Source organism: Actinobacillus delphinicola (assembly GCF_900638385.1).
GTDB lineage: Bacteria > Pseudomonadota > Gammaproteobacteria > Enterobacterales > Pasteurellaceae > Actinobacillus_C > Actinobacillus_C delphinicola.
In genome coordinates this window covers 720,326-733,752 of record NZ_LR134510.1, presented here as the reverse complement: position 1 = coordinate 733,752, position 13,427 = coordinate 720,326, and the positions used below count along the sequence as shown (strand labels likewise).

The 13,427-nt window shown below is 38.3% G+C and carries 15 protein-coding genes; 8 read left to right on the top strand and 7 right to left on the bottom strand.

The genetic code is table 11. The features are described 5' to 3' along the window. Positions 1–12: 12 nt before the first annotated feature. The 8 genes from iscR to gshAB all read left to right on the top strand — a co-directional run bounded on the left by iscR (position 13) and on the right by gshAB (position 7,625). Positions 13–444 carry a Fe-S cluster assembly transcriptional regulator IscR gene (gene iscR, locus EL259_RS03380; protein WP_126599010.1) on the top strand — a complete coding sequence of 144 codons (432 nt, stop codon included), beginning with the start codon at positions 13–15 and terminating at the stop codon, positions 442–444. Between the two features lie 30 nt (positions 445–474). Continuing rightward, positions 475–1,689: an IscS subfamily cysteine desulfurase gene (locus tag EL259_RS03375; RefSeq protein ID WP_126599008.1), complete on the top strand. Its 1,215-nt coding sequence runs from the start codon at positions 475–477 to the stop codon at positions 1,687–1,689. Positions 1,690–1,714: 25 nt separating this feature from the next. Further along, positions 1,715–2,101, top strand: a complete 387-nt coding sequence (iscU, locus tag EL259_RS03370) for a Fe-S cluster assembly scaffold IscU (RefSeq protein WP_126599006.1) — start codon at positions 1,715–1,717, stop codon at positions 2,099–2,101. 76 nt (positions 2,102–2,177) lie between these two features. Continuing rightward, positions 2,178–2,501 (top strand): iron-sulfur cluster assembly protein IscA, encoded by a 324-nt coding sequence (gene iscA / locus EL259_RS03365; RefSeq protein WP_126599004.1) that lies wholly within the window; start codon positions 2,178–2,180, stop codon positions 2,499–2,501. 67 nt (positions 2,502–2,568) lie between these two features. Further along, positions 2,569–3,087 (top strand): Fe-S protein assembly co-chaperone HscB, encoded by a 519-nt coding sequence (gene hscB, locus EL259_RS03360; RefSeq protein ID WP_126599002.1) that lies wholly within the window; start codon positions 2,569–2,571, stop codon positions 3,085–3,087. 33 nt (positions 3,088–3,120) lie between these two features. Further along, positions 3,121–4,974, top strand: a complete 1,854-nt coding sequence (gene hscA, locus EL259_RS03355) for a Fe-S protein assembly chaperone HscA (protein ID WP_126599000.1) — start codon at positions 3,121–3,123, stop codon at positions 4,972–4,974. 12 nt (positions 4,975–4,986) lie between these two features. After that, the gene (gene fdx / locus EL259_RS03350; protein ID WP_126598998.1) at positions 4,987–5,325 is read left to right on the top strand and encodes an ISC system 2Fe-2S type ferredoxin; all 339 of its coding nucleotides are present in this window, start codon (positions 4,987–4,989) and stop codon (positions 5,323–5,325) included. Between the two features lie 26 nt (positions 5,326–5,351). Then, positions 5,352–7,625, top strand: coding sequence for a bifunctional glutamate--cysteine ligase GshA/glutathione synthetase GshB (gshAB, locus tag EL259_RS03345; protein ID WP_126598996.1), 2,274 nt, complete (start codon positions 5,352–5,354; stop codon positions 7,623–7,625). A gap of 49 nt (positions 7,626–7,674) precedes the next feature. Here gshAB and waaF read toward each other — a convergent pair whose 3' ends face one another. The 7 genes from waaF to dhaK all read right to left on the bottom strand — a co-directional run bounded on the left by waaF (position 7,675) and on the right by dhaK (position 13,312). Beyond that, entirely contained in the window at positions 7,675–8,712 is a 1,038-nt protein-coding gene (waaF, locus tag EL259_RS03340) for a lipopolysaccharide heptosyltransferase II (protein WP_126598994.1), read from the bottom strand. Between the two features lie 82 nt (positions 8,713–8,794). Next, on the bottom strand, positions 8,795–9,298 hold the full coding sequence (gene recX / locus EL259_RS03335) for a recombination regulator RecX (RefSeq protein WP_126598992.1): 504 nt from the start codon (positions 9,296–9,298) through the stop codon (positions 8,795–8,797). Between the two features lie 79 nt (positions 9,299–9,377). Then, positions 9,378–10,457, bottom strand: a complete 1,080-nt coding sequence (gene recA / locus EL259_RS03330; RefSeq protein WP_126598990.1) for a recombinase RecA — start codon at positions 10,455–10,457, stop codon at positions 9,378–9,380. Between the two features lie 149 nt (positions 10,458–10,606). Beyond that, on the bottom strand, positions 10,607–11,077 hold the full coding sequence (locus EL259_RS03325) for a hemerythrin domain-containing protein (protein WP_126598988.1): 471 nt from the start codon (positions 11,075–11,077) through the stop codon (positions 10,607–10,609). Between the two features lie 102 nt (positions 11,078–11,179). Then, complete coding sequence (gene dhaM / locus EL259_RS03320) at positions 11,180–11,590, bottom strand: dihydroxyacetone kinase phosphoryl donor subunit DhaM (protein WP_126598986.1); 411 nt, start codon at positions 11,588–11,590, stop codon at positions 11,180–11,182. Beyond that, positions 11,583–12,224: a dihydroxyacetone kinase subunit DhaL gene (gene dhaL, locus EL259_RS03315; RefSeq protein WP_126598984.1), complete on the bottom strand. Its 642-nt coding sequence runs from the start codon at positions 12,222–12,224 to the stop codon at positions 11,583–11,585. The genes dhaM and dhaL overlap by 8 nt, the downstream gene beginning before the upstream one ends. Before the next feature lie 17 nt (positions 12,225–12,241). Further along, positions 12,242–13,312 (bottom strand): dihydroxyacetone kinase subunit DhaK, encoded by a 1,071-nt coding sequence (gene dhaK, locus EL259_RS03310; RefSeq protein WP_126598982.1) that lies wholly within the window; start codon positions 13,310–13,312, stop codon positions 12,242–12,244. Positions 13,313–13,427: the final 115 nt, after the last annotated feature.

The window sequence follows — 13,427 nt, the reverse complement described above, 5'->3', positions numbered from 1 at the left end:
AGGATTTTTAGAATGAAATTAACATCCAAAGGTCGCTATGCTGTAACCGCGACTTTAGATATTGCACTACATAATCAACAGCAAGCGGTGAGTTTAGCTGAAATTTCAGAAAGACAACAGATCTCACTTTCTTATTTAGAACAGCTTTTTTCTAAATTACGTAAGCATGGGATTGTGGCAAGTGTGCGAGGTCCAGGTGGTGGATATAAATTAAACTTACCACCAGAAGAAATTTCAGTTGGTATGATTATTAATGCTGTAAACGAGAATATTCAAGCTACAAAATGTTTAGGACATGGTAATTGTAAAGGCGGTATTCAATGTCTAACGCATGCACTCTGGGAAGAATTGAGTGGCAGAATTGAAGAATTTTTATATGACATTACGCTAGCAAGCCTCGTCAAACAACAGACTCAAAAACAGCGACAACGCAAAGAAAAATAAAATATTACATAATTTAGAGTGAGAAAAAGAATGCAATTACCTATTTATCTAGACTATGCTGCCACTTGTCCAGTGGATCAACGTGTAGCAGAAAAAATGATGAAGTTTATGACTAAAGAAGGGACTTTTGGTAACCCTGCAAGTCGTTCACACCGTTTTGGTTGGCAAGCGGAGGAAGCGGTAGATGTAGCACGTAACCAGATTGCTGATCTTATTGGTGCGGATAGCCGCGAAATCGTTTTCACATCAGGTGCGACAGAATCTGATAACCTTGCGATTAAAGGTGCTGCACACTTCTACAAAACCAAAGGTAAGCACATTATTACCTGTAAAACAGAACATAAAGCAGTATTAGATACCTGCCGTCAATTAGAACGTGAAGGTTTTGAAGTCACCTACTTAGCGCCAAAATCTGATGGGCTTATTGATCTAGCAGAACTTGAAGCGGCAATGCGTGATGACACTATTTTAGTTTCTATTATGCATGTAAATAATGAAATTGGTGTGATCCAAGATATTGAAAAAATTGGTGAAATGTGTCGTGCACGCAATATCATTTTCCATGTGGACGCAACTCAATCTGTAGGTAAAGTAGACATTGATTTAAAAAAATTAAAAGTTGATTTAATGTCTATGTCTAGCCATAAACTTTATGGACCGAAAGGGATTGGTGCGCTTTATGTTCGCCGTAAACCACGTGTTCGTTTAGAAGCGATTATCCACGGTGGTGGTCATGAACGTGGTATGCGTTCTGGAACATTACCTGTTCACCAAATTGTTGGTATGGGTGAAGCTTATGAAATTTGCCATAAAGAAATGGCAACAGAAATGCCTCGCTTAAAAGCACTTCGTGATCGTTTGTACAATGGGTTAAAAGATATTGAAGAAACTTATGTAAATGGTTCAATGGAACACCGTGTTGATACCAACTTAAATATCAGTTTCAACTATGTTGAAGGTGAAAGTTTAATGATGGCATTACGTGATATTGCGGTTTCTTCTGGTTCAGCATGTACTTCAGCAAGCCTTGAGCCATCGTATGTATTACGTGCTTTAGGTTTAAACGATGAGTTAGCGCATAGTTCTATTCGTTTTACTGTTGGTCGTTTCACCACTGAAGAAGAAATTGATTATACAATTGAGCTTGTTAAAAATGCCGTAGCAAAATTACGTGAATTATCTCCACTCTGGGATATGTATAAAGAAGGCATTGATTTAAATACCATTGAGTGGACAGCTCATTAATTTTGGAAAGTAGAGGAAATAAAAAATGGCATATAGTGATAAAGTGATCGATCATTATGAGAATCCACGCAACGTAGGTTCTTTTGATAAAAAAGATCAAAATGTTGGTAGTGGCATGGTGGGTGCGCCTGCATGCGGTGACGTAATGCAACTTCAAATTAAAGTAAATGATGAAGGCATTATTGAGGACGCAAAATTTAAAACTTATGGTTGTGGATCAGCGATTGCCTCTAGCTCATTAGTTACTGAATGGGTAAAAGGTAAATCATTAGATGAAGCACAGGCGATTAAAAATAGCGATATCGCAGAAGAACTTGAATTACCACCAGTAAAAATTCACTGTTCTATTTTAGCTGAAGATGCAATCAAAGCAGCGGTTGCGGACTATAAAGCAAAAAAAGCAAAAGCATAATAGGGTGAAAAGTGTGGGGATAACGCCACACTTTTCCTTTTTATTTTACTAAACTGATAAAACGACGGGGAAACGTATGGCGGTAACCTTATCTCAAAGCGCAGTAGAGCGTGTTAAAACCTTCCTAGAAAAACGTGGTAAAGGTGAAGGTGTGCGTCTTGGTATCAAAACATCTGGTTGTTCGGGTATGGCATATGTGCTTGAATTTGTTGATGAAATTAATTCTGATGATCGTGTTTTTGAACAAGATGGTGTCAAAGTCATTGTTGATGAAAAAAGTCTAGTGTATTTAGATGGTACGCAATTAGATTTCGTAAAAGAAGGATTAAATGAAGGCTTTAAATTTACCAACCCGAATGTTAAAGATGAATGTGGGTGTGGTGAAAGCTTTAATGTTTAATTTTTTACGCCCCAGTTTTCGAAAAATTTTATACAATGCGTAAGATTATTCAGATAGGAGCAAGATAATGCATAATCCATTTACTCTTTTTGATTTACCAGTAAATTATCAAATTGACGAAACCTTGTTAAAAAGCCGTTACTTACAGCTACAAAAACAACTTCATCCTGATAATTTTGCGCAAAGTTCACCTCAAGAGCAACGTTTAGCTATCCAGAAATCAGCCCAAGTGAATGATGCTTGGCAACAGCTGAGCGATCCAGTATTGCGTGCAGAATGTATTATCGCCTTAAATGCTGGTGATACGTTAATCTCATCTGAAACAAATCACGATCTTGAATTTCTTATGCAGCAAATGCAATGGCGAGAAGAACTCGCTGATATTGAAGAGAAGCAAGATCTTGACTTATTGGATGAACTTACTAAACAAGTAAACGAAGTTAGACAGCATGTACTAACTGAGCTTGTAAGTTCATTAGATGAGAAAAATTGGATCCAGGCTAAACAACAAACAGACCGTCTTCGTTTCATCCAAAAATTATTTGTAGAAATTGAACGCGTGGACGATAAGCTCTCTGATTTTTAATTTTCCATTAATAGTAAGTTATAGAGATTATTTATGGCACTTCTACAAATTGCCGAACCAGGACAAATGGCTGCACCGCATGAACAAAAATTAGCGGTCGGGATCGATCTTGGGACAACAAATTCCTTATTGGCTACCGTAAGAAACAGTAGTCCAGAAATATTATTGGACGAACAGGAACGTCCTTTAACACCTTCCGTGGTACATTTCGCACCAGAAGCAACAACTATTGGTTATGAAGCTCTTGAATTGGCTTCAAGTGATCCCAAAAATACCATCATTTCTGCAAAACGTTTAATCGGACGCAGTTTAGTAGATATTCAAAATCGTTATCCTAAATTACCTTATGCGTTTACTGCGAGTGCCAATGGATTACCGATGATGGAAACTGCACAAGGTACGAAAACCCCTATCGAAGTTTCTGCAGAAATTCTTAAAAAATTAAAAACATTGGCTGAAGCACGTCTAGGTGGTGAATTAACAGGCGCAGTAATTACCGTTCCTGCCTATTTTGATGATGCTCAACGTCAAAGTACAAAAGATGCGGCTAAGTTAGCGGGATTACATGTTTTACGCCTTTTAAATGAACCAACAGCTGCTGCAATCGCATATGGTTTAGATAGCCAAGAAGAAGGAATTATTGCGGTTTACGATCTGGGTGGCGGGACCTTTGATATTTCTATTTTACGTTTAAGCAAAGGTATCTTTGAAGTCTTAGCGACAGGTGGTGATACAGCATTGGGCGGTGATGATTTCGATCACCTATTAGCAAATTGGATTGTCGAAAAGTCACATCATCAGCCAAAAGATCTGAAAGAACAACGTGAGTTATTAGAACTTGCGACAAGTTTAAAAGTTACACTTAGCGATCAACACAGTGTTGCGTTCGGGTACGGTAACTGGACGGGAGAAATTTCACGTCGTGATTTTGATGGATTGATTGAACCTCTTGTAAAACGCTCATTATTGGCTTGTCGCCGAGTATTAAAAGATGCGAAGTTAACCATTGATGATGTGAAAAATGTCGTCATGGTCGGTGGGTCAACTCGTGTGCCTTTTGTACGTTCACAAGTGGGTGAGTTTTTTAATCGTCAACCACTGACAAGTATAGACCCTGATAAAGTCGTAGCTTTAGGCGCTGCGATTCAAGCAGATATCTTAGCGGGAAATAAACCTGATAATGAAATGTTATTACTTGACGTGATTCCATTATCATTAGGTATTGAAACAATGGGCGGTTTAGTGGAAAAAATTATTCCACGTAACACCACGATTCCTGTTACCCGTGCGCAAGATTTCACGACATTTAAAGATGGGCAAACAGGGATGAGTGTTCATGTTGTCCAAGGTGAACGTGAATTAGTAGAAGATTGCCGTTCGCTTGCACGTTTTAGCTTAAAAGGTATCCCTCCAATGGTAGCGGGTGCTGCTCAAATTCGTGTAACTTATCAAGTTGATGCTGATGGTCTGCTCAGTGTTACTGCTATGGAAAAATCGACAGGTGTTCAATCAAGTATTCAAGTAAAACCTTCTTATGGTTTGACGGATGAAGAAATTGCGCAAATGCTAAAAAGCTCATTGGAACATGCCAAAGAAGATATTGAATCACGTCAGTTAGCAGAGCAACGTGTCGAAGCAAAACGTGCTTTAGAAACAGTGAATGCTGCCCTTAAACAGGACGTGAAATTGCTTGATGATGCTGAGCTTGCTCAAATTGTCCAAGCAATGAAAGCACTAGAAAATTTATTGCCAGTTGGCACAATGCTTGAACTTAAAGAAGGTATCCAAGCGTTAGATAAATCGACACAACATTTTGCCGCAAAACGTATGGATCAGTCTGTCCGAGCGGTTTTGACAGGACAAAGTGTCGATAATTTAGAGGAATAAGAGGAAGAAATTATGCCAAAAGTTATTTTTTTACCGCACGAAGATATTTGTCCTGAAGGTATGGAAGTTGAAGTAGCTGAAGGTGCGAATTTATTAGAAAGTGCATTGGAAGCGGGCGTTGATATCGATCATGCCTGTGGTGGTGTTGGTGCTTGTACGACTTGCCATGTTATCGTTGAAGAAGGGTTTGATAGTCTTAATGAAAGCAGCGAACAAGAAGACGATATGTTGGATAAGGCATGGGGCGTCACGATGAATAGCCGTTTAAGCTGTCAGTGCCGAGTAGGGAAAGAAAATTTAACGATTGAAATTCCAAAATATACGTTAAATCATGCTAAGGAAGAATTATAAGATAATCCATTGAGGGGAGAATACCGATGAATATTCAACTAGCCATTAAGCAACATCAATTAGAATTGCTTTTTCAACAAGGATCTTATGGGCTTGAAAAAGAGAGTGTACGAATATGGCAAAATGGTGAATTGGCAACAACGCCTCATCCACATATTTTTGGTAATCGTCGGTTTCATCCCTATATTCAAACAGACTTTGCTGAAAGTCAGCTAGAACTTATTACGCCACCCAATAAGACGGTGCATGATACCATGCGTTGGCTTTCAGCGATTCATCAAATTGTACTTCGTACTTTACCTGAAGATGAATATATTTTTCCTTTCAGTATGCCACCTCGCCTGCCTAATGAAAGTCAAATCCAGGTGGCTAAATTAGATAATCCTGCTGATGTTGCTTATCGAGAACATCTTGTTGAGATTTACGGTAAGAAAAAACAGATGGTGAGTGGGATTCATTATAATTTCCAAATCTCACCAGAGTTTATCAAGCAACTTCATCAAATTTCGGGACAAAAAGAGAGTCTTGTTGAATTTCAGAATGCACTTTACCTTAAAATGACCCGTAATTTTTTACGTTATCAATGGATATTGGTGTATTTATTGGCAGCGACACCTACTGTCGATGCTGCCTATTTCCGTGATGGCTCGCCATTAAAAGCAGGGCAGTACGTACGTAGCTTACGCACTAGCCGTTATGGATATGTGAATGAACCAGAAGTCGTTGTATCTTTTGATAGCTTACAAGAGTATGTCAAAACACTCGAACATTGGGTAAGTATTGGTAAATTACAGGCAGAAAAAGAGTTTTATTCTAATGCGCGCTTGCGTGGTGCAAATAAAGCACGGGATCTGCTCGCATCGGGTATCCAATATATTGAGTTTAGATTATTCGATCTCAACCCATTTGAAGCTTATGGTATGAGTGAAGAAGATGCGAATTTTATTCACTATTTTATTCTTTTAATGCTTTGGCTTGATGAAGAAGGCACCCAAGAAAGTGTTCAGCTCGGTAAAGCACGCCTAGCTGAAGTTGCGTTAGAAAATCCGCTTACAGAAACAAAATTTAAAGCGGAAGGGGTGGCTATGATGGATAAACTATTGGCAATGCTAGATAGTTTACACGCCCCAATTTCCGTAAAAAATTATGCACAATCAAAACGTGAACAGTTTAATGATCCAAGCCAAACCCTTTGTGCAAAAGTTGTGAAAGCGATTGAAGAAGTCGGAAGTTATGAAAAATTAGGTACCGAACTTGCGATTAAATATAAAGCACAAGCGATGGAGCATTTTTTCTGTTTGGAAGCCTTTGCTAACATGGAACTTTCTACCCAAACTTTAATGTTTGATGCAATTGTTAAAGGGCTAAAAGTTGAGATTCTAGATGAGCAGGATAATTTCTTAAAATTGCAATTTGCTGAGCATATTGAATATGTGAAAAACGGCAATATGACGGGAAAAGATAGTTATATTGCACCGCTTATCATGGAAAACAAAGTGGTAACGAAGAAGGTATTAAAAACCGCAGGCTATAACGTTCCAGATAGTATTGAGTTTACTGATCCCGAAGTGGCAAAGGCAAGTTTCCCATTGTTTTTTGATAAACCTATGGTGATTAAACCAAAATCAACGAACTTCGGTTTGGGAATCAGTATTTTCCAAGATGGCGTAAAAGATAAAGAAGATTTTGCGAAAGCCATAGATATTGCCTTTAGAGAAGATAAATCCGTTATGGTAGAGAATTATCTTACTGGAACGGAATATCGTTTCTTTGTGATTGGTGATAAAACATTAGCGGTTTTATTGCGTGTTCCCGCTAACGTAGAAGGGGACGGTGAAAAAACGATTCGCCAACTTATTGAAATTAAAAATGATCATCCTCTTCGTGGTGATGGCAAACGAACTCCATTGAAAAAAATTGTGTTGGGCGATATTGAATTATTACAATTAAAAGCACAAGGATTAACGCCTGATAGTATCCCTGCGAAAGGTGAAATTGTACAACTGCGTGTAAATTCTAATATTAGCTCAGGTGGCGATAGTATTGATATGACGGATATTATGCATCCAAGTTATAAAGATATCGCAGTGGGCATTACAAAAGCATTGGGTGCGGCAGTTTGTGGGGTTGATTTGATTATTCCAGATTATACTCAACCTGCCACGGATAGTATCCATTCCTGGGGCGTAATTGAAGCGAATTTTAATCCCGCAATGCTTATTCATATTTTCCCACATCACGGCACCCCACGACGAGTGACGAGAGATGTATTGGAAATGCTTTTCCCAGAAATGAAATAGGATAAAAAACCGCAACATTGATTGCGGTTTTTCTTTAAGATCTAGTTTGTTATAGCAACGTAGAAAGTTTTTCCCAAACCATATTGGGTTGGATATCAATAAGACTTTGATGATAGCCCTCACTACTATCAGAACCTTTGCGAATTTTAATTAATCCCCCTTCAATTAGGCGAATAATGATCGCTTTATCCGATAATGGTGGTGTATAAGTTGGGCTTGTTGGTCCATAAAGTGCAACCAGTGGGCGATTAACGGCAGCGGCGATGTGCATAAGTCCACTATCATTGCTCACAATCGCTTGGCAATCTGCGATTAAATCGACGGCTTGGTTTAATGTCGTCGCTCCTGCCAAATTGCAGCAAAAAGATCGCATTTCTTCCGGTAAAGACTGAATAATTTCTTCACCTACTGCATGATCTTTTGGGGAACCAAAAATACGTATTGCAAAGCCTTTCTCGATAAGAAGTTTAGCTAGATTAGCATAGTGATAGTGTGGCCAACGTTTCGCTGGACCAAATTCTGCACCGGGACAAAAACCAATAACTTGGCGTTCATCTTCATACTTTAATTGTTCTGCAAAGTGTTGTTTGGTAAGCAGAATGTCTTGTTTAGAGTAGGAGAGTGCGGGTTTCTCAATAACGATATCCTTAGCCAATGGAACATCGGTTTTATCGTAACCAAGAGCAATATAACGTTGCACCATCATTGGGTAATCTTTTTTATTCGGGCGTAAGTCATTTAAAATAAAGTATCGACTTTCCCCTTTCCAACCACGGCGAAGTGGAATTTTCGCAAAAAGTGGAATAAATGCCGATTTAAAAGAATTTGGTAAAACCACCGCCATATCATATTGGTTTCTAAGTGATTTACCTATCTGATAACGTGTTTTAATTTCGAGTGCTTTATGTCCGATTGGCATCGTAATTGCGTTACGGACTTCTGGCATTCTTTCTAGTAAAGGTTTGCACCAATTTGGGGCAAGTACATCAATTTCACAGTTAGGATATTGCGTTTTTAAGGTTTTATAAAGGCTTTGGGACATGACCATATCCCCAACCCAAGATGGACCAATGATTAAGATATTCATACAAAATATTATTCAGAATTTAAATTGGCTATTATTGTACCTATTGTTTTATCAAAAGTCGCCTGTAAGCTCGATACTTACGTTACCATTCAGCAAAATAATCTGAAATCTCTTCATCGCTCATGCCAATAAATACCGAAAATTCATCGCTATTAAACCCATGTGAGAACATATATTGCCAAATTTTTTGTTTTTGTTTAGGTGTTAGGCTTTCTTGGAAGAAAGGGAATTTTTTACGCAGTACATTAAGGGCAACAGCTTGCCAATTAATGGCATTGTCTTCTTCCATTTCGGTAAGTACGTCAGAAATAGTACTTTCTTGCACACCTTTTAGTTGTGTCAATTCTTGCTGGATTCGTTTTAGCCCATATCCACGTTGTGAACGGGCGCGTAGATAGTTTTCGGCAAAACGGTGATCGCTTTGCCAATGGCGTTCTTGGCATTTGCCAATAGCATATTCAATTTCATCTTCACTATAGGCTTTTTCTTGGAGCTTACAACGTAATTCAAATTCGGAATATTCACGGCGCGATAATAGATTAATAACATAATTAAGAGCAAATGATTGGCGTTGTTGTGTTTCCATACCTCTTTCCTGAAAATATTATGTGCTAGGTTAAGAAAAAACCACGCTTATGCGTGGTTTTACAATAAAGATGAATTGTTTATTCGTCATCTGTTATGCGTTCAATGCTTTCGGCATCATCTTCATCACCCGATGCATCAATTTCTGCAAATAACGCTTGATCTGGATTTGCGAGTAATTCTGCACGGAGTTTTTCTTCCAACTCTTGCATTTTTTCAGGATGATCTTCTAACCATTTTTTCGCATTGTTTTTACCTTGACCAATTTTTTCGCCTTCGTAAGAGAACCATGCGCCTGATTTATTGATAAGTTTTTGTTTAACACCTAAATCAATGAGTTCACCAGTTTTAGAGATACCTTCCCCATAAAGGATTTGGAATTCAACTTGGCGGAATGGCGGTGCAACTTTATTTTTCACCACTTTAACGCGGGTTTCATTACCTAAGATTTCATCACCATTTTTCACGGCACCAACACGGCGGATATCAAGACGCACTGACGCATAGAATTTTAAAGCATTACCACCAGTGGTAGTTTCTGGATTACCGAACATAACGCCGATTTTCATACGAATTTGGTTGATGAAAACAACCAGGCAGTTAGAATTTTTAATTTGACCTGTTAATTTACGCAATGCTTGTGACATTAAACGTGCTTGTAACCCTACATGAGAGTCACCCATATCACCTTCAATTTCTGCTTTTGGTGTTAGTGCAGCTACTGAGTCCACAATCACTACATCTACCGCACCAGAACGTACTAATGCATCACAGATTTCAAGTGCTTGTTCACCATTATCTGGCTGAGATACAAGAAGATTTTTAATATCTACGCCTAGTTTTGCCGCATAGATTGGATCAAGTGCGTGTTCTGCATCGATAAAGGCACAAGTTTTCCCATTTTTTTGGGCTTCTGCGATAACAGAAAGGGTAAGGGTTGTTTTACCAGAAGATTCGGGACCAAAGATTTCTACAATACGACCCATTGGCAAACCACCGATACCAAGTGCGATATCTAAGCCTAGTGAACCTGTTGAAATGGATTCAATATCTAAGTTTTGTGTTTCGCCCAATTTCATAATTGAGCCTTTACCAAATTGTTTTTCAATTTGACCTAATGCGGCTTCGAGTGCCTTTGCTTTTTCCTCTGGAGTTGCCATTTTTTATCCCTTTCTGATAAATAATAAGACTGATTGGGTAATAATATAACTGTATTCTTATACAGTATCAAGTGCTTTTTTGGTGTGAATTTAAAACAAAATAAGACAAATTTTCGGCATTTTGCGGAAAAGATGAATTATTTTAATGATTAACGCTTAAACAAAACCATGTTTTCGAGAAACATGTGATGATGGACATCTACGGCAAAATTCTCGAAGTTTTCTACCATTTTGTTTACGAGATCGGAAGATATTTTATTATTTTCCAATTTGATTTTCGTAAGTAATTCAGAAAGTTGCTGTACTGATTGGGCAAGAATAATATGTTCTTTTGTAAGTTTATCCCAATTCACTTTTTCTCCGTGGAGAATTTTAGGGTAGAGGTCTTGTTCCTCTGATTCAAAATGATTTAATAATTCTTGATGTGCCACAATAAATTTTTGGTAAAAACTCAATAGCAAAGCATTATCGGGATATTTTTCACATGCTTGTAAAATAGTGTCTTCAAGTTGAGTCAGAATGAATCTTTCACGTTGATGATGTCGATCAATAATATACTGAATGAGGGCATCAGTATCCAAAATAGCAGCATTACGTGTAGATTGAGCTAAACTTTGCATCGATTTTGTCCTTATTAATATTATCGAAAAAAGCTTACTACAAATGGTAAGTAATAAAATTGCTCACCATAATACGCATAATTGTAAGGCTTGCAAAGGTTATTATTGATCATTCAAACTTAATTTGAGGAATGCTGCCTCATTTGCCTCTGAAAGTGCATCTTCTAGTGACGCACCACTTGATGCAGCCACGACAGCAGCTATCGTTCCTTCAATTAAAGGTGCATAACTTAAATGGACTTTTTCTGCTATTGCAGGATCAAGTAAGTCCAATGCGGTCTGTGTGCCAAGAATAGCACTTCCGAGATCCACAAAAACGATCACACCCTCTTCAGTAAATGCATTCTCAATCGCATGAATAATTTTAATAGTGTCTGTTCCAATACCATCAGGAGAATCTTCCAATCCTCCTGCAGCAACTATTTTACATTCAGGTGCTTTGATTTGGTTGGCAAGTGCTACAACACCTTCTGCTAACGCTTGACTATGGGAAACAATGACAAAATTAATCATGGCAATTCTCCATAGTCTGTGCAAGTGCTTTGAAAATATAACTGGTAGAGGTTGCACCAGGATCTTGATGACCGCAACTACGCTCATGTAAATAACTTGCACGCCCTTTTTTGGCAATTAAAGGAGTGGTGTCATGAGCAGCATGTTCTGCGGTATCAGCAAGGCATTGGAAAAGAGCAGGGGAATTTTCATGTTTATCTAATGCGAGTTGAAAGTCATGCAATACTGGAATTAAAACATCGCAAATGGTTTTATCACCGAGTTCTGCTCGTCCTCGAGCAATTAAACCATCACTTCCAGCTTTTAAAACATCATAAAATTCATTGAGAGTAAGTATTTCCTTGTTTTGAGCAACTTGTGCTGCTTTCAGGAAGAATGTACCAAATAACGGACCGCTAGCCCCTCCTACTTTTGATAATAATGTCATGCCTACCGTTCTTAAAATTGTACCAATATCTTTATTGGCAACATCAGGCAGTTTTTCTACCACGTAATTAAAGCCACGTTGCATATTTAATCCATGATCCGCATCACCAATTTCTCTATCAAGTTGTGTCAGGTAATCTTGTTGAGCGGTAAAGATATGGTGACAATTTATGAGCCACTGATAAATAGTATGACGAGTAATATTCATGGACTTCTCCTTAAGTTTTATTTTCCCCACCGCATGGCAGGTGTAACAACTGGGGCATCCCATAAGGTGAGATCATCTTCGTTTGTTTGTAATAAGGTAATAGAAAAGCCTTGCATATCTAAAGATGAACAGTAGGTGCCAATAAGAGAACGTTTAATTTTTATACCAAAATTATCACAACATTGTGTAAGTTTATGGTATATACCATATAATTCTGAGGTTGGTACGGTACCTAAATTATTGACTAAAGCGATAACTTCATCACCTTTTTGTAAAGGATGTTTACTTTGTTCCGTTTCACGCCAAGTGTTTTTATTTCTATCCCATTGGCGTAATTTGCGTTGATAAGTACTATTTTCAATTAATGTCGAAAACATTTGCTCGACAGTATCATCTAAATTTGTATAAGGGCGGCGTTCAATACCAGGTTCACCATGAATTCCGACACCAAATTCCATTTCATTTTCGGTTAGCATAAAAGAGGGTTTACCCGCTGCAGGGACGGTACATGCATTGAGTGCTACGCCAATCGAATGCCCTTGATTATTCAAACGCACACCAAGTGCTTCAATTTTATCAAGACTATCACCACGAGAAATTGCAGCACCTAACATTTTTTCAATTAGGACTGTGTTGGCAACCCCACGGCGCCCTGCGGTAAATAAACTATCTTTTACAGCGACATCGTCATCTACGATGATGAAACTAACTTTTCCCCCCATATCGGCGTAAAGCTCGGTAGCAGTTTCAAAATTTAGAACATCTCCCGTATAGTTTTTTACGAGAAAAACTACCCCCTTACCGCTATCTACAGCCATTGCACAACTAAGCATTTGATCAGGTGTCGGGGAAGTAAAAATCTCTCCAGGACAGGCAGCAGTTAACATTCCTTCACCAATGAAACCAATATGCATAGGTTCATGACCGCTACCACCACCTGAAATAAGCGCAACTTGGTTTGCGATGGGCGCCTCTTTACGTTTGATAAAACAGGGATCTAGATTTAATTCACATTGTGGATGAGCTTTGATAAACCCATGAAGTTGTTCTGATAGAATGGTATCTAATTGATTAATGAGTTTCTTCATGCTGACGCCCTTATTTGAAAAAGTGATGATTAAATAGGCTATTTAGTGTCAGTTTACAAAAATTTATGCGAAGAAACTGGGAAGGTGATCACAAATTAAGAAATTGATAAAAATG

Coding starts and splice junctions, on each gene's coding strand:
- recA (WP_126598990.1), bottom strand. CDS start 10,457: ATGGCAACTCCAGAGGAAAAAGCAAAGGCACTCGAAGCCGCATTAGGT.
- dhaL (WP_126598984.1), bottom strand. CDS start 12,224: ATGAATATTACTCGTCATACTATTTATCAGTGGCTCATAAATTGTCAC.
- waaF (WP_126598994.1), bottom strand. CDS start 8,712: ATGAATATCTTAATCATTGGTCCATCTTGGGTTGGGGATATGGTCATG.
- hscA (WP_126599000.1), top strand. CDS start 3,121: ATGGCACTTCTACAAATTGCCGAACCAGGACAAATGGCTGCACCGCAT.
- iscR (WP_126599010.1), top strand. CDS start 13: ATGAAATTAACATCCAAAGGTCGCTATGCTGTAACCGCGACTTTAGAT.
- fdx (WP_126598998.1), top strand. CDS start 4,987: ATGCCAAAAGTTATTTTTTTACCGCACGAAGATATTTGTCCTGAAGGT.
- dhaK (WP_126598982.1), bottom strand. CDS start 13,312: ATGAAGAAACTCATTAATCAATTAGATACCATTCTATCAGAACAACTT.
- gshAB (WP_126598996.1), top strand. CDS start 5,352: ATGAATATTCAACTAGCCATTAAGCAACATCAATTAGAATTGCTTTTT.
- recX (WP_126598992.1), bottom strand. CDS start 9,298: ATGGAAACACAACAACGCCAATCATTTGCTCTTAATTATGTTATTAAT.
- iscU (WP_126599006.1), top strand. CDS start 1,715: ATGGCATATAGTGATAAAGTGATCGATCATTATGAGAATCCACGCAAC.
- EL259_RS03375 (WP_126599008.1), top strand. CDS start 475: ATGCAATTACCTATTTATCTAGACTATGCTGCCACTTGTCCAGTGGAT.
- dhaM (WP_126598986.1), bottom strand. CDS start 11,590: ATGATTAATTTTGTCATTGTTTCCCATAGTCAAGCGTTAGCAGAAGGT.
- EL259_RS03325 (WP_126598988.1), bottom strand. CDS start 11,077: ATGCAAAGTTTAGCTCAATCTACACGTAATGCTGCTATTTTGGATACT.
- iscA (WP_126599004.1), top strand. CDS start 2,178: ATGGCGGTAACCTTATCTCAAAGCGCAGTAGAGCGTGTTAAAACCTTC.
- hscB (WP_126599002.1), top strand. CDS start 2,569: ATGCATAATCCATTTACTCTTTTTGATTTACCAGTAAATTATCAAATT.